Source organism: Maribacter flavus (assembly GCF_008386635.1).
Lineage (GTDB): Bacteria > Bacteroidota > Bacteroidia > Flavobacteriales > Flavobacteriaceae > Maribacter > Maribacter flavus.
Map to the genome: position 1 here is coordinate 293,829 of NZ_VUOE01000001.1, position 18,793 is coordinate 312,621.

At 40.9% G+C, this 18,793-nt stretch carries 22 protein-coding genes; 10 read left to right on the top strand and 12 right to left on the bottom strand.

What is annotated here, in order from left to right:
- Positions 1-14: 14 nt before the first annotated feature.
- Entirely contained in the window at positions 15-1,574 is a 1,560-nt protein-coding gene (locus F0361_RS01360; protein WP_154916918.1) for an alpha-N-arabinofuranosidase, read from the bottom strand.
- A gap of 421 nt (positions 1,575-1,995) precedes the next feature.
- Here F0361_RS01360 and F0361_RS01365 point away from each other — a divergent pair, with 421 nt between their 5' ends.
- Positions 1,996-2,715 (top strand): NUDIX hydrolase, encoded by a 720-nt coding sequence (locus tag F0361_RS01365; protein WP_138257481.1) that lies wholly within the window; start codon positions 1,996-1,998, stop codon positions 2,713-2,715.
- 56 nt (positions 2,716-2,771) lie between these two features.
- Here the strand turns inward: F0361_RS01365 and F0361_RS01370 are convergent, their stop codons facing one another.
- A complete protein-coding gene (locus tag F0361_RS01370; RefSeq protein WP_154916919.1) occupies positions 2,772-3,599 on the bottom strand; it encodes a ferritin-like domain-containing protein in 828 nt (275 codons plus the stop codon).
- Positions 3,600-3,626: 27 nt separating this feature from the next.
- A complete protein-coding gene (locus tag F0361_RS01375; protein ID WP_154916920.1) occupies positions 3,627-4,364 on the bottom strand; it encodes a ferritin-like domain-containing protein in 738 nt (245 codons plus the stop codon).
- Between the two features lie 297 nt (positions 4,365-4,661).
- Here F0361_RS01375 and F0361_RS01380 point away from each other — a divergent pair, with 297 nt between their 5' ends.
- Positions 4,662-4,883, top strand: a complete 222-nt coding sequence (locus tag F0361_RS01380; protein WP_138257478.1) for a hypothetical protein — start codon at positions 4,662-4,664, stop codon at positions 4,881-4,883.
- A 167-nt stretch (positions 4,884-5,050) separates the two neighbouring features.
- Positions 5,051-5,194: a hypothetical protein gene (locus F0361_RS18640; protein ID WP_161598189.1), complete on the top strand. Its 144-nt coding sequence runs from the start codon at positions 5,051-5,053 to the stop codon at positions 5,192-5,194.
- A gap of 44 nt (positions 5,195-5,238) precedes the next feature.
- Here F0361_RS18640 and F0361_RS01385 read toward each other — a convergent pair whose 3' ends face one another.
- The 5 genes from F0361_RS01385 to F0361_RS01405 all read right to left on the bottom strand — a co-directional run bounded on the left by F0361_RS01385 (position 5,239) and on the right by F0361_RS01405 (position 8,973).
- The gene (locus F0361_RS01385; RefSeq protein ID WP_154916921.1) at positions 5,239-5,514 is read right to left on the bottom strand and encodes an ATP-dependent Clp protease adaptor ClpS; all 276 of its coding nucleotides are present in this window, start codon (positions 5,512-5,514) and stop codon (positions 5,239-5,241) included.
- A 21-nt stretch (positions 5,515-5,535) separates the two neighbouring features.
- Positions 5,536-6,372, bottom strand: coding sequence for a 50S ribosomal protein L11 methyltransferase (gene prmA, locus F0361_RS01390; protein ID WP_154916922.1), 837 nt, complete (start codon positions 6,370-6,372; stop codon positions 5,536-5,538).
- Between the two features lie 65 nt (positions 6,373-6,437).
- Entirely contained in the window at positions 6,438-7,187 is a 750-nt protein-coding gene (gene tpiA / locus F0361_RS01395; protein WP_154916923.1) for a triose-phosphate isomerase, read from the bottom strand.
- Between the two features lie 44 nt (positions 7,188-7,231).
- Entirely contained in the window at positions 7,232-8,329 is a 1,098-nt protein-coding gene (locus F0361_RS01400; RefSeq protein WP_154916924.1) for a BT_3928 family protein, read from the bottom strand.
- Between the two features lie 98 nt (positions 8,330-8,427).
- Positions 8,428-8,973 carry a DUF1599 domain-containing protein gene (locus tag F0361_RS01405; RefSeq protein WP_154916925.1) on the bottom strand — a complete coding sequence of 182 codons (546 nt, stop codon included), beginning with the start codon at positions 8,971-8,973 and terminating at the stop codon, positions 8,428-8,430.
- A gap of 97 nt (positions 8,974-9,070) precedes the next feature.
- Between F0361_RS01405 and folP the strand changes: the two genes are divergently transcribed.
- Genes folP through F0361_RS01420 form a run of 3 tightly spaced genes read left to right on the top strand, consistent with a single transcriptional unit; the run spans position 9,071 to position 11,510 of the window.
- The gene (folP, locus tag F0361_RS01410; RefSeq protein ID WP_154916926.1) at positions 9,071-9,895 is read left to right on the top strand and encodes a dihydropteroate synthase; all 825 of its coding nucleotides are present in this window, start codon (positions 9,071-9,073) and stop codon (positions 9,893-9,895) included.
- A gap of 53 nt (positions 9,896-9,948) precedes the next feature.
- A complete protein-coding gene (cdaA, locus tag F0361_RS01415) occupies positions 9,949-10,734 on the top strand; it encodes a diadenylate cyclase CdaA (protein ID WP_138257471.1) in 786 nt (261 codons plus the stop codon).
- A complete protein-coding gene (locus tag F0361_RS01420) occupies positions 10,734-11,510 on the top strand; it encodes a DUF3667 domain-containing protein (RefSeq protein ID WP_154916927.1) in 777 nt (258 codons plus the stop codon). The genes cdaA and F0361_RS01420 overlap by 1 nt, the downstream gene beginning before the upstream one ends.
- Before the next feature lie 9 nt (positions 11,511-11,519).
- On the opposite strand, the gene F0361_RS01425 is transcribed toward F0361_RS01420, so the two are convergent.
- Positions 11,520-13,286 carry an ABC transporter ATP-binding protein gene (locus F0361_RS01425; RefSeq protein WP_154916928.1) on the bottom strand — a complete coding sequence of 589 codons (1,767 nt, stop codon included), beginning with the start codon at positions 13,284-13,286 and terminating at the stop codon, positions 11,520-11,522.
- Complete coding sequence (truA, locus tag F0361_RS01430) at positions 13,276-14,028, bottom strand: tRNA pseudouridine(38-40) synthase TruA (RefSeq protein WP_154916929.1); 753 nt, start codon at positions 14,026-14,028, stop codon at positions 13,276-13,278. The genes F0361_RS01425 and truA overlap by 11 nt, the downstream gene beginning before the upstream one ends.
- A gap of 81 nt (positions 14,029-14,109) precedes the next feature.
- Here truA and F0361_RS01435 point away from each other — a divergent pair, with 81 nt between their 5' ends.
- Positions 14,110-14,604, top strand: a complete 495-nt coding sequence (locus F0361_RS01435; protein ID WP_154916930.1) for a metallophosphoesterase family protein — start codon at positions 14,110-14,112, stop codon at positions 14,602-14,604.
- Between the two features lie 185 nt (positions 14,605-14,789).
- Here F0361_RS01435 and F0361_RS01440 read toward each other — a convergent pair whose 3' ends face one another.
- Positions 14,790-15,200 carry a DUF4293 domain-containing protein gene (locus F0361_RS01440; protein WP_154916931.1) on the bottom strand — a complete coding sequence of 137 codons (411 nt, stop codon included), beginning with the start codon at positions 15,198-15,200 and terminating at the stop codon, positions 14,790-14,792.
- Positions 15,201-15,400: 200 nt separating this feature from the next.
- Between F0361_RS01440 and rho the strand changes: the two genes are divergently transcribed.
- The 3 genes from rho (at position 15,401) to F0361_RS01455 (ending at position 18,457) form a co-directional block, all read left to right on the top strand.
- Positions 15,401-17,005, top strand: a complete 1,605-nt coding sequence (gene rho, locus F0361_RS01445; protein ID WP_154916932.1) for a transcription termination factor Rho — start codon at positions 15,401-15,403, stop codon at positions 17,003-17,005.
- A 123-nt stretch (positions 17,006-17,128) separates the two neighbouring features.
- The gene (locus tag F0361_RS01450; protein ID WP_154916933.1) at positions 17,129-17,764 is read left to right on the top strand and encodes a hypothetical protein; all 636 of its coding nucleotides are present in this window, start codon (positions 17,129-17,131) and stop codon (positions 17,762-17,764) included.
- 3 nt (positions 17,765-17,767) lie between these two features.
- Complete coding sequence (locus F0361_RS01455) at positions 17,768-18,457, top strand: hypothetical protein (protein WP_138257463.1); 690 nt, start codon at positions 17,768-17,770, stop codon at positions 18,455-18,457.
- Positions 18,458-18,514: 57 nt separating this feature from the next.
- Here the strand turns inward: F0361_RS01455 and rpsT are convergent, their stop codons facing one another.
- Positions 18,515-18,766: a 30S ribosomal protein S20 gene (rpsT, locus tag F0361_RS01460; protein ID WP_100869334.1), complete on the bottom strand. Its 252-nt coding sequence runs from the start codon at positions 18,764-18,766 to the stop codon at positions 18,515-18,517.
- Positions 18,767-18,793: the final 27 nt, after the last annotated feature.

Sequence of the window (18,793 nt, forward strand, 5' to 3'; positions counted from 1 at the left end):
TTATACCTTTTAGTTTACTTAATTCCTTCCAATACAACAACGGAAAAAGGCGGTAACTCAACCTCCAAAACACCCTTTTTGAACGTAAAGCCCTTATAATCTTTAGGCTCTATTTTATTGGGATTGTCAAAAGTATTATGGTCCTGTAGTTTATCCGATGCTAAAATTCGACCTGTAACTTCCCTTATTCCCAATGCATTCAAATCTATGGAGACCATGTTTTCATTATGTGCATCTATATTCACAAGAGATATATGCATCTTACCTGAATCATCCATTGATGCAGAGGCATTTACTGCAGGAAGACTTTCTCCCTCATAAGTGTACTCAGGAGATTCAAAGGAAAGCGGAATCAATTTGGCATCTTGATGCACTTTGTACATGTTCATTACATGATATGTGGGGGTAAGAATCATTTTCTCTTTATCTGTCAAAATAACTGCCTGAAGTACGTTCACGGTCTGGGCGAGATTTGCCATTTTTACCCTGTCCGCGTGATTATTGAAAATATTGAGGTTCATACCGGCAATCATTGCATCGCGCATCGTGTTTTGCTGATAAAGAAAACCTGGATTGGTTCCTTCGGCAACCTCATACCAGCCGCCCCATTCGTCCACAATGAGGTCCACCTGCTTTTCTTTGTCGTATTTATCCATTATGGCAGTATGTTTGACAATCAATTCCTCCATAAGCCATGACTCCTTCATGGTCTTGAAATAGAGGTCCTCCGTAAAATCCACATCAGAACCCTTTGCGCTCCAATCAATCACGCTATAGTGATGCAAGGCAACGCCTTGGAGCATTTTCTTAGGTATATTTTTCATTAGCACTTCTGTCCAGTTATAGTCGTCATTGCTGGCACCCGAAGCTATTTTGTAAAGACCTCCCTCAACGTCTGCGTCTGACATGAAAGTGACATATTTTTTATAGATATCCGCATAATATTCCGGACGCATATTTCCACCGCAACCCCAGGCTTCATTACCAATTCCCCAATATTTGACGGTCCAAGGTTCATCCCTACCGTTCTCCCTTCGTAAATCAGACATGGGGCTTTTCCCTTTAAAATTGGTGTACTGTACCCAATCCGCCAATTCCTGTACCGTACCACTTCCTACATTTCCAGAGAGATAAGGTTCCGTATCAAGAACCTCACATAAGTTCAAAAAATTATGGGTTCCAAAACTGTTGTCTTCTGTAACGCCACCCCACCAGGTATTAACGATAGTTGGTCTATTTTCCTGGGGCCCAATACCATCTTTCCAATGATATGTATCTGCAAAACAACCACCGGGCCAACGTAAATTGGGGATTTGTAGTTCTTTCAGTGCATCGATGATATCGTTTCGTACGCCTTCGGTATTAGGTATCATACTATTATCTCCAACATAAAAACCCTCATAAATACATCTACCCAAATGTTCGGCAAAATGTCCATAGATGTGTTTACTAATTATGGGAGCGTCATCAAAATCTTCAATTTTAATAGTGCTTTGTTTGGACTGACCAATGACAACGCCATGACCTAAAAAAAGAATCAAAGTTGTTAAACCATAAAATCTAAGTGTTTTCATAAAGTGTTTTTATTTGTGTTCCGATAATTACTTTTTTTCAAAAAATTCAATTCATGTAGTCGCATCAGGCCTTTATATTAAAATACAATGCTGGAGTTCATCCAATATTTTATAGTTTCGGACCCCTACTTAAAATAATCCACCATCATAATACTCAAAAAATGGCAAGTTCTCCGATAAACCAAGTGAGCTATTACGCTTTATAACTCATGACCGCTAATTTAATCAGCTTATTAAAAGTGTATTTTTAACACGTGTAAATAAACAGCAGATATTTGAATTTTCCAAGTTGATTTAAGCATTAATCTTAATTGGAAGTAATATTTTTTCGCAATTATATATTTTAAGTAATGAAATGTATATGAAAATAGCCTGATTTTAACTAAATTTCCTAGCTAAATATACCAACAACTCCACAACATTGCAGAATACCGACCAAAAAGAAATTTTATCACTTGCTTATTACGACCACGAGGACAAGGTTCTACTTGCTGTAGACTGTATCATTTTTGGCTTTGACCAAGAAGAGCTGAAAATATTATTAGTAAAAAGGGGCTTTGAACCCGAAAAAGGAAAGTGGTCCCTAATTGGGGGGTTTCTTAAAAAAGAGGAAGACCTTGATATTGCCGCCAGTAGGGTACTCTATCATTTGACGGGCCTGAACAATATCTACATGGAGCAACTTTATACCTACAGTAAGGTTGATAGAGATCCTGCAGATCGAACCCTATCCGTTGCCTATTATGCGCTTATCGATATTGCAAATCACGACAAGGAATTGATAAAACAAAATTCCGCAAAATGGTTTCCCATCAAAGAGGCTCCAAATTTGATTTTTGACCATAACGACATGGTTGAAAGGGCCATGGCCAGACTTCGAAGAAGGGCCTTGAGCAAACCCATAGGTTTTGAACTCCTGCCCGAAAAATTTACCATGCGACAGCTCCAAAAACTGTACGAAGGCATCATGGGGAAAAAACTGGACAAGCGGAACTTTATCAGCAAATTCAATTCCTTCGATATTCTCATCAAATTGGATGAAAAGGATATGAGCTCTTCCAAAAAAGGGGCCTTTCTATATAAATTCAATGAGGAAAAGTACAATCGTAAGGTTGAAGAGGGCTTCAATTTCAAGATTTAAAAAAAGAGGTATCCAAAATGGATACCCCTAAAACAATCAACCTAACCTAAACAAAATTAGTTTACAATAAATAGACTAGCTATTGCTGTAGCATCATCTCCGGAAAGCGGTTCATCATAGGCTTCTGAAGAGGCTTCCATAGTAAATGGGCCATCGGACCCCAAGGTGGTTACATCGACCCCACCTTGTACGATATTCTCCTCTCCATCATAAACGGCCTGCGTAGCTTCCGGCATGCCCATGCCCCGATCGTTATTGGTAATCCAACCCTTCAAACCTCTGAGTCTTCTAATTTCGGAGGCATGTCGTGCTTCTACGGAATGAATCTGCAGGGCGGGCGTTAAAAAATCCGAACCTAGCAAGTTACCGGCCTGGCCTTTATAGGCCCTTACACCGGTGTCCTCAAAGGCTTGTGCCAAGGCCAAAAGCTGTGCATAGGCCGTTTCCTGCCCTACTCCATTATCGTTAAAGGGGTCGAACATACCGCCTACCGTAAAATCAAAAGTTGGCTTTTCCACAGGTGTAACACCTGCACCTTCCAGTCCGGCCCTTAAAAAGTCTACATGGGCCTGTTCGTGTTTTGATATCTGCATGTAGACAATCTCCGGCCTACCTGAAGGCAAAACACCCGATTGAAGTGCCAAGTCGTAAAATTCATCCTCCAAATACTCCAAAGTCAAGGCAAGTTGCAGTGCTCCTACAGGGTCCGCACTCATTGACTGTGCTAAGGCCTTTTTTGGAACGCTCGCAAGTCCAAAAGGTACAGCTGCTATGGCAGCCTTTTTAGAAAGTGCTCCAAATTTTGAAAAAACGTCCCTTCTAGAGGTTTTTCCGTCGATGAGATTATCGGTTGTAAATTCGTCTAAAAATTTTATAATATTCATGATGTTATCGTATTTGTATGTTACTAGTTATGGTAAATTGTTTGCCGTGAACTGAGTGGTAATGAACCCGGTAGCACCAACGGCTGCGAGTATTTCCGATGGGTCCATGGCCACATCCAATCCTGTTGCAACATCTATAATATCATCACCCGAAAAATCGGCACTTTCTGGATTGATCAGTGACCGGATCGCCGATGCATGTCGCGCTTCAACGGAAACAATTTTACCAGCTATCAGTAAATAGTTGGGGTCCGATATTAACCTTCCCGCGCCATTGTAGGCGGCAACTCCCGTATCTTCCAAAACCCTTGCTGTTCCAAGAACCTCATCCCGACTCCCAAAATTCAGCGAACCATAATCGAACTCCAGTTCCGGTAAAACGAGCTCAGTATTTGATCCGACCGCAGCTGTAATAGCAGCCTTGAAAAACTCCCGATGATTAACTTCATGATTGTATAGATCTGTAAAAACCTGTCTTTCTACATCTGAAATATTGGCGTAAAAAGAATTTACAACCTTGGTATAAAAATCGGCTTCCAGTTGTTCCAGGGCATAGGCATAATTTAATACCCCCAAGTCTCCTGATCCCAAGTCAAAAATTCCCTCCCCGGTAGGAGGCATTGGGCTCATACCTTCATTATAATCGTCATCGCTACAAGCCACAAATAGACCCGCTCCTGCCAATCCAAGACCACTTAACTTTAGAAATCTCCTCCGATTTCTGGTCCTGTTGGCCATATCCACTTTAATAACTTTTTTACTCATACTACTCCTTTTTTTAGGTTATACTTTCAATTGTACCTACGGAGATAACATAAAAGGGTTGCTAAAAAAACGTTAAAAAAGGGTGAATCCGTACCATTTTGAAAATAATGAAGGTTGAACCTGTACGGCATTAAGGTTCGTAAGGCATGGAGTTTTAACAACTGGGTTTAGGGAATCCACTACTTTCAAAAAGTTAAATTCATCATAAATACATCAATCTAATTGTGCCATAATTAGTTACTATTGGCCAAGAATTGCTTAATTTGATTATTATGCTAACTTTGAAAAAAAACGTACATGGATTTACTTGAAAAAGCTCAGGAATTTGAAAACAGAAAAATGAGCAATATGTCCACCAGTGATAGGGTGGAGGCGTCCAGAGAAGCAAAAGCTTTAATATTGAGTATAAACGAGGTTTATAAGGAAACCAAAGATCCCAACCTAATGGATGTCATGAAAAGGTTGACAGAGAAAAAGAAAAAAATAGAGAAACGTTTAAATGGAGTTCCTCTCGTTTAAATCCAGTTCTTAATAATCATATTACGCCCCTTCTTAAAGGGGTTTTTTATTGGGTGTCCTTTAAGCCATGAATTAAACTACAAAACATCCAAGTTAAAGTACTGTTTGTCAATTATTTTACCTGTACCCATTTTTTGCAGCGAACTTTGCCGGCCAACAAACCAAAAATGAAAAAGGACCAGAAAAAATCTGAAATGGCCCGAAAAAGAATGGCCGAAATGTCAAACTTGGCAGCAAAGTACGTGCTACCCATAATGGTGATTTTTTGCTTTGCAATGGGATTGATTATTCTTTTTAAGAAAGTGTTGTAAAATCCGTTGCAATTGGAAGATTTACCGATATGCCGTTGAATGCCCTAAACAATTTCCGCACTAAGGCCGGCATTTAAAAGTCCTGTACATTGGGGTGCCAAATCATTGTACTCACCTGTCTTAACAGTACACTTTCCATTGTAATGAACGATAAGGGAACACTGCTCCGCCTGCTCCGGGGTATGATCACAGACCGCTATAAGTGTCTCTATGACGTGATCAAAGGTATTTACATCGTCATTAAAAAGAACTATCTCATTTTGTTTGACCGTCTCTTCCTCCAAGAGGAGCTCTTCGGAAATTTTTTCTTTAGTGCTCATTACAATCGATTTTGCTATAGCCTAAAATACATATTTTGCGGCAACCCAATTGTTCTTTTCAAGATTTTTTTCGAACCGAAGGCCAACCTCATTGCACTTTTCCGTAATTAACGATAAATCTTCCAAATAAAAGCCACTGACCAAAAGTACACCTTCCTTTTTCAAACAATCGACATACGTTGGAATATCTTCCAAGAGTATATTACGGTTGATATTGGCGATGATAACATCATACTTCCTTTCACCCAAAAGTGCCGCATCGCCCTCAAATACGGAAATATTCCCGATACCATTTCGTTCCACGTTCTCCTGGGAATTTAGATAACACCAATTATCGATATCAATGGCATCAAGTTCTTTGGCCCCCCGTTTGGATGCCAATATGGCCAGAACCCCCGTACCGCAACCCATATCCAATACAGTTTTGTCATCCAGCTCCAAAGTAAGGATATGCTGCAACATCATATGGGTGGTTTCGTGATGGCCCGTGCCAAAGCTCATTTTAGGTTCTATGATAATGTCATATTCAACATTAAGAGGTTCGTGGAAAGGCGCCCGTACCATGCATCTATCGTCCACCAAAATCGGTTGGAAATTTCTTTCCCATGTCGCGTTCCAGTTTTCCTGGGCGATTTCCTTACAGGTAAATGAGATATCAAAATTTCCATTGTTCAGTATATATAGTCCATCCAAAATGTTTTCACTCCATTCTTCCTTTTGGATATATGCCAAAACCCCCGTTTCTTCCTCTACGAAACTTTCAAAACCGACTTCCCCCAACTCGGCGATAAGGATGTCCGAAGCAGGTTGCAACGGTGCTATCAAAAATTTGTATTCCATGTAAATGATATCGTCCATTTCCCAATATTTAAAAAAGGGTATCCAAGATACCCTTTTTATAAAACAATCAATTTTATGGTTCTTTAAATCGCTTTGATAATTGCCACAAAATCGTCAGATACCAAGGAAGCACCTCCAATCAAACCACCGTCAACATCGGGTTTTGAAAAAATCTCTTCTGCATTCCCAGGTTTCACGCTGCCCCCATATAAAATGGAAACGTTGGAAGCCACGGAACTATCATAAGCATCTGAAATAACCTTTCTGATAAAAGCATGAATTTCCTGTGCCTGTTCCGGTGATGCCGTTTCTCCCGTTCCTATGGCCCAAACAGGTTCGTAGGCCAGTATAATCTTGCTCCAATCGGATTTATCCAAAGAAAACAGCGCATTTTTAAGTTGGCTTTCCACCACATTGAAATGGTTTCCAGATTTGCGGTCCTCCAATTCCTCCCCAAAGCAAAACATGACCCTAATGCCTTTCTCCATAGCTGTTCTCACCTTTTTGGCCAAGATTTCATCGGTTTCGCCAAAATAGGCCCTACGTTCCGAATGTCCGATAATACAGGTATCCACACCAATATTCAATAGCATATCCGCAGAAATTTCCCCGGTGTATGCCCCACTTTCAGCAAAATGCATATTCTGTGCAATCACTTCTATCCGAGAAGCTTCTAGATTGCGAACCGCCGCCGCCAAGTTTACGAACGTTGGCGCTACCATAACCTCCGCTTTGGTATCCGGCAGTTTGGCGGCCAATTCCACCAATAAGGCTTCGGTCTCTTCCAGGTTCTTGTTCATTTTCCAATTTCCTGCTACTATCTTACTTCTCATTGCTATACTATTTATGCTTGTTTAATTTATGGTATGACTATTGATTATTCAAATGTAAGGTACTCCAAATCATTATAATGCACCTTTTGTTTTATGGTTCCTTTTTCCAAGACCAAAACCCCGGGATTGGACCTTACAATAGTTTTCAAGGTCGTTTGATCTGTGAAATAGAACTCAAATCCCAAATTGTATTCCTGTTCCAAAACCTGGGTCTGCTCCGGCCCGGAAGCAGACATACCAATAACCTTGTATCCCCTTTCCATGGCCTTGTCCGTAACCTTTTTCAATTCAGAAAAAACTTCCATATCCGCCTTTCGTAAATCATAGGCGATGACCATGACCAATTTGGTTTCCTGTAATAGACTCGCGGCAAAATCCTCGCCTTCCTGTTCAATGGTAAAATCGTGTACCGGAGGCTCGTAGCCCTTCTGTATCTCTTCGGTCTCAACACCTATGAATTCCCCATCTACCGTGGGATAATCCCCATTGGTAACTATGACCTGTTCTTCCCCGTTCACCTTAAATTTCCAAGAATACTCATAAACGGGCTTGGGTGCATCTTCCGGGATACCCATCCCCTCTTCTATATTTTTTCCGATTTCATAAGGCCTAAAATCGATTACGGGCAAATGATTCAGGACATAGTAGGCATAACCGATGCAGCCAACTATGGAAATCGCCACCAGTACCTTGTTAATAAAGGCCCTAAAAAGTGGCGTGATATATTCCTTCCCATAAAACAATAATAGTATTAGAATAAGGAGAACCACATCCTTTGAAAAGGATTCCCATGGGGTCAACTTGATGGCGTCCCCAAAACAACCGCAATCCGTTACCTTATTGAAATATGCGGAATAGAACGTCAAAAACGTAAAGAACACGATCATCAACAAAAGACTCCATAGGGTAAATTTTCGCAGTATACCCAGTATAAGGAATACTCCCAAAAGCACTTCAAAAATGACCACTACCAAGGAAATGGTCAATGCATGCGGTTCAAAAAAAGGCATATTGAGCACTCCGGGACTGAAGTATTCCTCCAACTTAAAAGAAAATCCAACAGGGTCGTTCAATTTTATGAACCCGCTGATAATAAAAAGAACCCCTACAAAAATTCGAACTACTCCAATTACATATTTCATCTGTTTATTTTTTTTGTTTTCCATAGGTCAGATGCAATTCGCCAATAACCATCTTGGTGGGCAATAAGACTTGTTATGGCTCATTTCATAATCCTTAATTAATTTTCAGACAAACCTAGGTGAATCAATGCAAAAACAGCATAGTTTATCATATCCTGATAGTTGGCATCAATACCCTCGCTCACCAAGGTTTTCCCCTTATTGTTCTCAATGGATTTCACCCTGAGCAATTTTTGCAGTATTAAATCCGTCAGGGAACTTACGCGCATGTCCCGCCAGGCCTCACCATAATCATGGTTTTTATTGAGCATGAGTTCCTTGGTTGCGTTCACATGCTTTTTATAGAGTGATAGGGCCGTTTTGGGATCTAGGTCTGGCTGTTCCGCCACGCCTAGCTCAAGCTGTATCAAGGCCATCACAGAATAATTTATTATTCCTATGAACTCCGGAACCTCGCCCTCGTCCACTTTACGAACGACATTTTCCTGCAAGCTACGTATCCGTTGCGCCTTGATAAATATTTGATCGGTAAGGGAGGGTAAACGGAGAATACGCCATGCGCACCCGTAATCAAGCATTTTCTTTTCGTAAAGATCCTGACAAACCTTGATTACGGCATTATACTGCTCTTCCGTTTTTTGCATGTGGTTGTTGTAATTTGTGTAAATTTCGCTCAAAAATTTGTAACCATCAAGATTGGGAGTTCAAACTTAAAACCATCCCAATGACCAAAAGGACCGTATGACGATAAACTGTAAGGGAAAACTTATTGATTTGACAAATCCCAAAGTGATGGGCATCCTCAACCTTACCCCAGATTCCTTTTACGATGGCGGTAAGTACAATAATGAACGTGACATTTTGGAACAAGTGGAAAAAATGCTCTCTTGGGGCGCCACTTTTATCGACCTTGGCGCTTACAGTACAAGGCCCGGAGCCGACGAAATCAGCACCGATGAGGAACTGAAACGTTTATTGCCCGTACTTGAACTTGTCCTAAACAAATTTCCCGACGCCCTGGTGTCCATAGACACGTTCAAATCAAAAGTAGCCAAAGAGGCTCTTGAACGGGGCGCCGCATTGATTAACGATATTTCTGCCGGACTTTTGGACGAAGCCATGATGGAAGTAATAGCGGAATACCACGTTCCTTACATTATGATGCACATGCGGGGCAATCCCAAAACCATGCAGGAACAAATATTCTATGAGGATTTGCTACAGGAAATCATGTTCTATTTCTCCGAACGACTGTCCGTGGCAAGATCCAAGGGAATCATCGATGTCCTCATCGATCCAGGTTTTGGCTTTTCCAAAACCTTGGAACAGAACTATGAATTATTGAGAAACTTGGATTTGTTGACCATGACCGATAGACCCATTTTGGCCGGACTTAGCCGTAAATCCATGATATACAAACTCTTGGGTACGGACGCCCAGCATGCCCTCAATGGAACAACCGCCCTCAATATGTTAGCGTTAGAAAAAGGGGCATCCATTTTAAGGGTGCACGATGTTGCGGAGGCCATGGAATGTATCAAGATTTACAAGCAATTGACCGCTTAAGTTTGGAGATACTTGTTCATCTATTTTTGTTAATTTTACAGAAACGGCACTCTTTGGATTTTTTAAATTTTATCGATTTTAAGATTACGGATATCCTGGATATCGTTTTGGTGGCCGTACTCCTCTACTATGTTTATAAATTGGTCCGTGGTTCTGCGGCCATTAACATCTTCATTGGTATTGTCATTGTTTGGGCCTTCTGGAAACTTACGGAGCTTTTGGGCATGGAGATGATCAGTAGCATCGTGGGTGCCTTCATGCAGGTGGGGCTTATAGCCCTAATAATCGTTTTTCAACAGGAGATACGAAAGTTCCTTCTAATGATCGGTTCCACAAATTTTGCCAATAAACGAAACTTCGTAAAGCATTTTAAATTCCTAAAACAGGAGGGAGATACTACGAGTATTGATGTGGAGGCAATCGTTAAGGCTTGTGAAAAAATGTCGGCTTCAAAGACCGGAGCAATTTTGGTCATAGAAAGGGGCAATTCCTTGGATTTTATAAAAAGTACGGGCGACAGAATGAACATTGAGGTCACCCAGCCCATCATAGAAAGTATTTTCTACAAGAACAGCCCCTTACACGACGGTGCCGCGGTAATCGTGGATAATTACATTGTGGCGACCCGAGTCATTTTACCCGTCACCAATGAACGTAGTATTCCGCTCCGGTACGGTCTTAGGCACCGAGCCGCCATAGGCATAACCGAAAAAACGGATGCACTCTGTTTGGTGGTAAGCGAGGAAACCGGACAGATTTCCTATATAAAAAACGGGGAATTTATACTGTTTGAGTCTGGCGCACAATTGATAACGCTTTTGAAAAAAGACCTTGTATAATGCAATGTAAAAATTGTGGGAATACTTTAAGAACGGACTACAGTTATTGTCCGGATTGCGGAGCCCAAGTGATACGCAATAGGCTAACCGTAAAAAATCTTTGGTATGATGCCATTGAAAGGTATTTTAATGTGGACAACACTTTTTTACGGACATTTACCCATCTTTTTTCAAAACCAGAATCGGTAATTGTAGGTTATATTGAAGGAATACGTAAAAAGTACTTAAACCCAATCAGTTACTTGGGAATCGCCATTACACTTTCCGGTCTTCTCGTATTCTTTATGCGAAAGAACAGTGGGCAGTTCGATATGGATGTTTTAGGAACGGGCCAGTCCCAAGCTTGGCAGGGAAAATTCTGGGACGCAATTCTCGACTACCAAGCCATTTTATTCGTTTTATATATACCGATGATGGCTATTGCGGGGTGGCTGAATTTCCAGGCAAAAAAATACAACTTTTCCGAAAGGATTGTCATATTCACCTATACCCTGGCGCAATATTCATTGGGTATTTTTATACCATCCCTCATAATTTTAGCCTTAATACCAAGTTTCTACATGAAATTTAGTTTCATAGCAATTTTCTTCATGTATTTGTATTCTGCCTATGTTATAAAAAGGATCGCACGTGAAAAAGGAATTGAGCTTTGGTCAAAGGTCCTGATATTTTGGATGTTATTTACCATCTTTTATTTCAGTCTATCCATTATCATTCCGATAATTCTTTTTCTGACGGGAACTATTCAGCCAGAGGATTTTAAACCCACTGCTTAGAACCGACCATCACGCCACTTCCTCTGCCAAGAACTGGGCTTCGTAAAGATTTCTATAATATCCGCCTTTTTTCAAGAGTTCTTTGTGGGATCCCATTTCCACGATGTTTCCTGCATCCATGACAATGATTTTATCGGCCTTTTTTATGGTTGCCAATCTATGGGCGATAACGATGGAAGTCCTTCCTTTGGTAATACGCTCTGTAGCCTGTTGTATCAGACGTTCAGAATAGGTATCAATGGAGGAAGTAGCCTCGTCCAACACCAAAATACTGGGCCTGCTAACATAGGCTCGCAAAAAGGCGATTAACTGTCTTTGACCGCTGGACAGCATGCTTCCTCGTTCCTTTACGTTGTATTCATAACCGCCCGGAAGGCTTGCAATGAACTCGTCCACGCCAATCGCCTTGGCGGCCTCCTCGATGTCCACAACGGATATGTCGGGATTTTTTAGGGAAATATTGTTGGCAATGGTATCGGCAAACAAAAAGACATCCTGTAGTACGATCGCAATATGGGATCTCAGCGAGGATAATGTATAATCCTTGATATCGACTCCGTCTACCAGAATCTTACCGGAATTGATCTCGTAAAACCGGTTCAATAAATTTATTATGGTGGATTTACCAGCTCCCGTTGCTCCCACGATCGCTATGGTTTCACCGGCCTTTACATCAAAGGAGATGCCGTGCAATACTTCCTCATCCTCCAAATACCCGAAGCGGACATCCTTAAATTGGATCGTACCCTTTACCTGAGTCTTTTCTATTTGGCCATTATCCTCAATGGAACTATCGGTATCCAAAATCTTAAAGACCCTGTTCGCGGCGACCATACCCATTTGTAGGGTATTGAACTTGTCCGCAATCTGTCTTAGGGGCCTAAAGAGTAAATCGATCAACATTATATAAGCAAAGACCGTACCTGCCACATCGTTTGTAATGTTGGCAACGTTCTGCAAGCCACCGTACCAAACTACCAAACCTACCGTAATGGAAGAAACGATTTCGGCAATGGGAAAGAAAATGGAATTGTACCAAACCGTCCGTAGCCAGGCATTTTGATGCTTTTCATTGATTTCCCTGAATTTTTCACTCTCTATCCTTTCCCTGGTGAACAATTGTACGATTTTCATTCCCGTAATACGTTCCTGCACAAAGGAATTTAGGTTGGAAACCTCCGCTCTTACCTCTGTAAAAGCGACTTTCATGGCCTTCTGGAAGAGTCGGGTGGCATATAAAATTATGGGCAGCACTGAAAAGACCAACAAGGCCAGTTTCCAATTGATGTAGATCATTACGCCAGCAGCTACTACCATTTTCAATAAATCCGCCACGATTACAAAAAAACCCTGACTGAAAATCTCCCCAATGCGCTGCATGTCCGCTACCGCCCTTGTCACCAAAACGCCCAAAGAGGAATTGTCAAAATACTTCATTTTGAATCCCAGCATTTTCTGGAACAGGTTTATGCGTACGTCCCTGATTACGGATTCCCCCAACCAATTAGCGTAATAATTGAACAGCAATTGTGAAATTACCTGCCCCAGAAGTACCGCCAGCATGGCCAATGTTAGGTATAGCAGTTTATCGGCATCGCTACCTTTAATGGCATCGTCAATGATTTTCTTTAGAAGTAATGGCGTGAGCACGGCAAAGGTCGATAAAAGAATTGCGGCCAAGGCCACGCCAAAAAAAGTAAGCCTGTACGGCCCCGTGTACTTCATCAAGCGCTTGAACAGTCTTGTATCAAAGGCGTTGCCGGTATTATCGCTCATGCTTGAAAATATTCTTTGGATAGGTAATCGATGTCAAATATAGTCCTTTTGCAGGTACCGAAACACCGGCCTCCGACCGATCCTTACTTTTTAGGATAGCCTTAACATGCTTTGGTGGGTACTTCCCGTGACCCACATCCAAAAGTGTCCCTACGATAGCCCTGACCATATTCCTAAGAAAGCGATCTGCGGTAATCTTGAATACAAGTTTATCACCTTCTTGTTCCCAATATGCTGTTCTAACATCACAAAAATAGGTCTTCACGTCTGTTTTTGATTTGGAAAAACATTCAAAATCCTGCTTTCCCAGGAGCAGTTCAGCGGCCGTATTCATTAAATCAAGATTCAACGGTTTTTTCACGAAAAAAGCCGTATCCTTATAAAATGGGTCCTTTTTCTGACAGACCCAATATTCGTACGAACGGGAGATTGCATGAAATCGGGCATGGGTGTCGTCCTGAACTGGAAAAATACCTTGGACGGCAATATCCCCGGGGAGAAATGCATTTATTCTATACACAAGATTTTCTATATCGGCGATGGGTTCAAAATCGAAATGACCGAACATCTCCCTGGCATGCACCCCTGTATCCGTTCTTCCGGCACCCACTATTTCAACGGGACTCCTCAAGAGTTTTGATACCACGCCTTCCAATACTTCCTGAACGGTAATAGCGTTGGGCTGGTTTTGCCACCCGTGGTACTTCTTTCCAAAATAGGAGAACTGAATAAAATATCTCAAAGGGATACGCTAGTTTTGTAGCTCACAAAGATATTAAAACCAAAAATTAGAAGACAAGGCCTTTATGCCGATACCAATATTATGACCAAAATCCTTTTGCTTTCCGATACCCATTCCCATTTGGACGAGACCATTTTGAAATATGCTGCCATGGCGGACGAAATCTGGCATGCGGGGGACATTGGTTCGCTAGAGGTATGTGATGCACTTTCCGCTTTAAAACCGTTAAGGGCCGTTTACGGCAATATTGACGATCACAGTATCCAACAGGAATACCCGCTCAACAATAGGTTTATGTGCGAGGAAGTGGATGTTTGGATTACACACATTGGAGGATACCCTCCCAAGTACAACCCCAACACACGCGGGGAAATCAAAAAAAATCCCCCAAAACTCTTCATCTGCGGTCATTCCCATATTTTAAAAGTTATGTGGGATAAAAATATAGGTCTGTTACATATGAATCCCGGTGCCTGCGGCAAACATGGGTTTCACCAAGTGAGGACCATGTTACGGTTTACCATAGACGGGAAGGAAATCAAAGATTTGGAAGTTATAGAGCTTGGAAAAAGGTAAGCTAGGTTTAGAAAGCCCGCACAAACGGATTGGGAGCTTTATGGTCAATTCCAAGGAAAGTATCGGCAGAAAAATAATTTTAATTGCAAGTAAATCAACCCGGAATATTTAAACCCTTTGGAATTGTAAATAAAAACCCGGGAACTACCCCGGGTTTTCGCACTAATACTACTAAGATGTTAGGTTTAACGTAGACGATCCACAGATTTTACAAGATCTTCATCCTTTTTAATCGCCCTATTGGCAAGGGCTAAAAAAACGATAGAAAATACAGGAATCAGCATCCCAATACCCTTCTCAGAAACTGTAGTCTCTCCGGATAGATTTAGGGACCGATAAACGAAAAGTCCTAGTAAAAAAAGGTTTAATATCATGTTCAACCGGTTCAACACAAACTGGTTCTTTCTTTTTTTAAATAAAAAAATGGTCCATAAGGCCAAGGCCCCAATTATATAAAACAATATGGATACCAAAATCTCATTGCTCGCATAAATTTCCTGCCCTTTGGCATCAGACCACAGATTTAAAAAGAACGGCAGCACACCGGACAATAGTGCAACAACAATTAAATAAATGGTCTGAATTCTTTGAATCATACTCTTTGTGGTCCTTAGAGGCACAAAAATAAAGGTCTTTTTAAGAATTATCCACCAAATATTGAAAATAATTTGTAATATTGTAACGTTAATGATTTTAACACTTGCCAAAGGGAAACCTTATCCCTCTTTATCCTATTAATTTAGAGCCAGATTTCTTCGTATCCCTAGAAAATACATTTAACTTATTTACATATTTAATGTTTGAGATTTCAGATTTAAAATCAAAAAAGCTTCCTGAGCTTCAGGAAATTGCCAAAGAACTAAACGTTCCCAAATTTAAGACCTTAAAAAAACTGGACCTCGTCTATCAGATTCTAGACTTACAGGCGGCAAACCCAAAAGTGGCGGCTACCGTGGCACCCTCGGAACCGGAAAAACCAAAGACCAAAAAACCTAGGATTTCCAGAAGCAAGGTCGAAAAACAAGAAGAGAAGGATGCTTCCGCAAAGCCATCGGAAACCAACGAGGCCCAAAGCAACGATACCCCAAAAACAAATTCCAACGAGCAAAGGAACACCAAACCCCGTCAAAAAAGTAACGATAACGATACCAAAAGGGACAATCAAAAAAGCTCGCAACAGAATAAAAATCAGAACAATCGAAAACAAAATCACTCGCGTAACACCCATGACAAGAGTAATTTTGACAAAGACCTTAAAAATAGGTACAAAGAACCCGAATATGAGTTCGACAGCATCATCACCAGCGAAGGCGTACTGGACATTATGCAGGACGGTTACGGATTTCTTAGATCTTCTGATTATAATTACCTGTCCTCACCAGACGACATTTATGTGTCACAATCCCAAATCCGTCTTTTTGGCCTAAAACCAGGAGATACGGTATTGGGTAATGTCCGACCCCCAAAAGAGGGCGAAAAATACTTCCCACTGATCAAGGTCAATAAGATTAATGGAATCGATCCGCAAGTGGTTCGTGACCGGGTATCGTTTGAACACTTGACCCCACTCTTCCCAAGGGAAAAATTCAATTTGGCAGAAAAGCAAAGTACCATCTCAACAAGAATCATCGATTTGTTCTCACCCATTGGAAAAGGACAGAGGGGCATGATCGTTTCACAGCCCAAGACCGGTAAAACGATGTTATTGAAGGACATTGCCAACGGTATTGCGGCAAATCATCCAGAGGTATATCAAATTATACTGTTAATTGACGAGCGACCTGAAGAAGTTACCGATATGCAACGAAACGTTCGTGGCGAAGTTGTAGCCTCTACCTTTGACAAGGAAGCCTCTGAACATGTTCGTGTAGCGAACATCGTTCTTGAAAAAGCGAAAAGATTGGTAGAATGCGGTCATGACGTAGTGATACTCCTGGACTCCATTACCCGATTGGCAAGGGCCTACAATACGGTTCAACCCGCTTCAGGTAAGGTGCTCAGTGGTGGTGTGGACGCCAATGCGCTTCATAAACCAAAAAGATTCTTTGGAGCGGCCAGAAATATTGAAAATGGAGGGTCCCTTTCCATCATCGCTACGGCGCTTACCGAAACCGGTTCTAAAATGGACGAGGTTATCTTTGAGGAATTTAAAGGTACCGGAAATATGGAACTTCAATTAGATCGTAAAATTGCCAATAGAAGAATATTCCCCGCCATAGACCTTACTTCTTCAAGTACAAGGCGAGACGATTTGTTATTGGATGAAAACACCTTACAACGTATGTGGATCATGCGCAAATACCTTGCAGATATGAACCCGGTTGAAGCAATGGAGTTCATAGAGCAACGATTCAAACAAACAAAGACCAACGAGGAGTTCTTAATGACTATGAATCAGTAATCCTGGACCAAATAAATTAAAGCTCCAATGGGTCACCACTGGAGCTTTTTTATACCCTAAATTGAAATAAAACCCTATCTTTAAAGAAGTTTCCCCTGAGAATTTAACCAATATCCTGAACCTATGAAGAATTTATGCAAACCTCTCCTGATTTTTATTTTTTTGATTCCCTTGGTTTCTTGCAAACAAAATCAGGAAAAACCGCCTACAGAAGTCAAGGAAGAAGTACTTACCGCCCCCAAACAAATTATATCCCTAGAGGAAGCGGACTCACTTTACGAAAACTACAAAAATAGAAGGGCCGCTTTCATAGAAAAAATGGAATCGGAAAACCAAAAGGACGAAAATCCTTTTGAACCTACCCAGTTTATTTCTTTTGAAATAGAAGTTCTTGAAAACTACCTCAAATATGTGAAACAGGAGGCAAAAAATGGAGGTACAGAGGCCGATAGCATTCGGATATATCTGGGAAATTATGGAAACACAAGCCGAAGATATCCTAATAAAAACACGGTATTTCTGTTACCCACAGCCCAAGTTGACGGGGCCTACGGGGGCATTTTTATTGATGCAGAAGGGAAGGCCAAGTTAGTGCGCGATTGGATTGCTTCCCAACAAGGTGATAATTCAAAGGAGGGAAGGGAAAAATCCGAAGCCTCATTCATCCCTAAAACAAACGCCGCCCCGGTTTTGCAAGGAGGAACAAGTCTGACTTTAAATAGAGGGAATGGAGGACCTCCACCCAAAACCGACTTCTAACAGATGCTACAAGAACTAGTTGATTTCCTACAGAGGGACTATTTCATTTTTGCCTATATTTTTTCCTTAATCCTGTCCATAATCGCCTACCCGAAATATTTCGATACGTATTTAAAGTACCTACCGGCAATACTGGCCTATACACTGTTGAATGAAATTTTGGGTTATTTCATTAGATACTATCCGGATTTTTCATTTTTTCCAAATGTCCAGGACACAGGATTCAACGATATTATTTACAATATCTATGATTTGATTTTTTTTCCTTTCTTTTTCTACGTGTACTGGAATTTGATTAAAGACAAGAAGTACAAAAGTTGGATACGTACCGTAAGTATTTTGGCAATGCTAACCTATTTGATATCCTGTTTTTTCCAAAATCCTACGCATACCACCCTTTTCTATGCAAATGCCGTTGCTTCTTGGACGCTATTATTCATCATTTTTCTATATTTCTACGATAAACGGAAATCGCATCTTCCCGTTGTTCAACCCTACAACCTTGTTTTCTGGGTGAGTCTGGGTTTAATCATTTTTCACATTTTCGCTCCAATACTTTTCGTAGTCGGATATCTGAGATATCAGCTTTGGCTGGACTATGGTTTTCGGTCAATTCTACACATTCTAATTATACTCATGCACTTGAGTTTCTGCATTGGTTTTTTTGTTTCCAGAAAAAGAGCCTTTGGATAAAAATCATAAAAAAACCCTCCATAATGGAGGGTCTAAAAAATATGTTTTTAACTATTCTTAAAGGGCAGCTACATGCTTTGCCAATTTGCTTTTTAAGTTGGCGGCTTTATTGCTATGGATGATATTGCGTTTTGCCAAACGATCTATCATACTTACCACACTTGGCAATAATGCCTCGGCATCCTTCTTGTTTTCCTCGGTACGCAATTTCTTGATTGCATTACGTGTGGTTTTATGCTGATACCTATTACGTAAACGTACCGCTTCGTTTCTTCTGATTCTTTTTAATGCCGACTTATGGTTTGCCATCTTATTTCCTAATTATATTTTGGTGGA

Bases quoted from the DNA above. Each gene is read 5' to 3' on its own strand.
- F0361_RS01420 (WP_154916927.1), top strand. From the start codon at position 10,734: ATGCAATGTAAAAATTGTGGGAATACTTTAAGAACGGACTACAGTTAT.
- folP (WP_154916926.1), top strand. From the start codon at position 9,071: ATGACGATAAACTGTAAGGGAAAACTTATTGATTTGACAAATCCCAAA.
- F0361_RS01360 (WP_154916918.1), bottom strand. From the start codon at position 1,574: ATGAAAACACTTAGATTTTATGGTTTAACAACTTTGATTCTTTTTTTA.
- F0361_RS01405 (WP_154916925.1), bottom strand. From the start codon at position 8,973: ATGCAAAAAACGGAAGAGCAGTATAATGCCGTAATCAAGGTTTGTCAG.
- F0361_RS01455 (WP_138257463.1), top strand. From the start codon at position 17,768: ATGCTACAAGAACTAGTTGATTTCCTACAGAGGGACTATTTCATTTTT.
- rpsT (WP_100869334.1), bottom strand. From the start codon at position 18,766: ATGGCAAACCATAAGTCGGCATTAAAAAGAATCAGAAGAAACGAAGCG.
- F0361_RS01435 (WP_154916930.1), top strand. From the start codon at position 14,110: ATGACCAAAATCCTTTTGCTTTCCGATACCCATTCCCATTTGGACGAG.
- tpiA (WP_154916923.1), bottom strand. From the start codon at position 7,187: ATGAGAAGTAAGATAGTAGCAGGAAATTGGAAAATGAACAAGAACCTG.
- F0361_RS01425 (WP_154916928.1), bottom strand. From the start codon at position 13,286: ATGAGCGATAATACCGGCAACGCCTTTGATACAAGACTGTTCAAGCGC.
- prmA (WP_154916922.1), bottom strand. From the start codon at position 6,372: ATGGACGATATCATTTACATGGAATACAAATTTTTGATAGCACCGTTG.
- F0361_RS01450 (WP_154916933.1), top strand. From the start codon at position 17,129: ATGAAGAATTTATGCAAACCTCTCCTGATTTTTATTTTTTTGATTCCC.
- F0361_RS01385 (WP_154916921.1), bottom strand. From the start codon at position 5,514: ATGAGCACTAAAGAAAAAATTTCCGAAGAGCTCCTCTTGGAGGAAGAG.
- F0361_RS01370 (WP_154916919.1), bottom strand. From the start codon at position 3,599: ATGAATATTATAAAATTTTTAGACGAATTTACAACCGATAATCTCATC.
- F0361_RS01375 (WP_154916920.1), bottom strand. From the start codon at position 4,364: ATGAGTAAAAAAGTTATTAAAGTGGATATGGCCAACAGGACCAGAAAT.
- F0361_RS01400 (WP_154916924.1), bottom strand. From the start codon at position 8,329: ATGAAATATGTAATTGGAGTAGTTCGAATTTTTGTAGGGGTTCTTTTT.
- F0361_RS01380 (WP_138257478.1), top strand. From the start codon at position 4,662: ATGGATTTACTTGAAAAAGCTCAGGAATTTGAAAACAGAAAAATGAGC.
- rho (WP_154916932.1), top strand. From the start codon at position 15,401: ATGTTTGAGATTTCAGATTTAAAATCAAAAAAGCTTCCTGAGCTTCAG.
- F0361_RS18640 (WP_161598189.1), top strand. From the start codon at position 5,051: ATGAAAAAGGACCAGAAAAAATCTGAAATGGCCCGAAAAAGAATGGCC.
- F0361_RS01440 (WP_154916931.1), bottom strand. From the start codon at position 15,200: ATGATTCAAAGAATTCAGACCATTTATTTAATTGTTGTTGCACTATTG.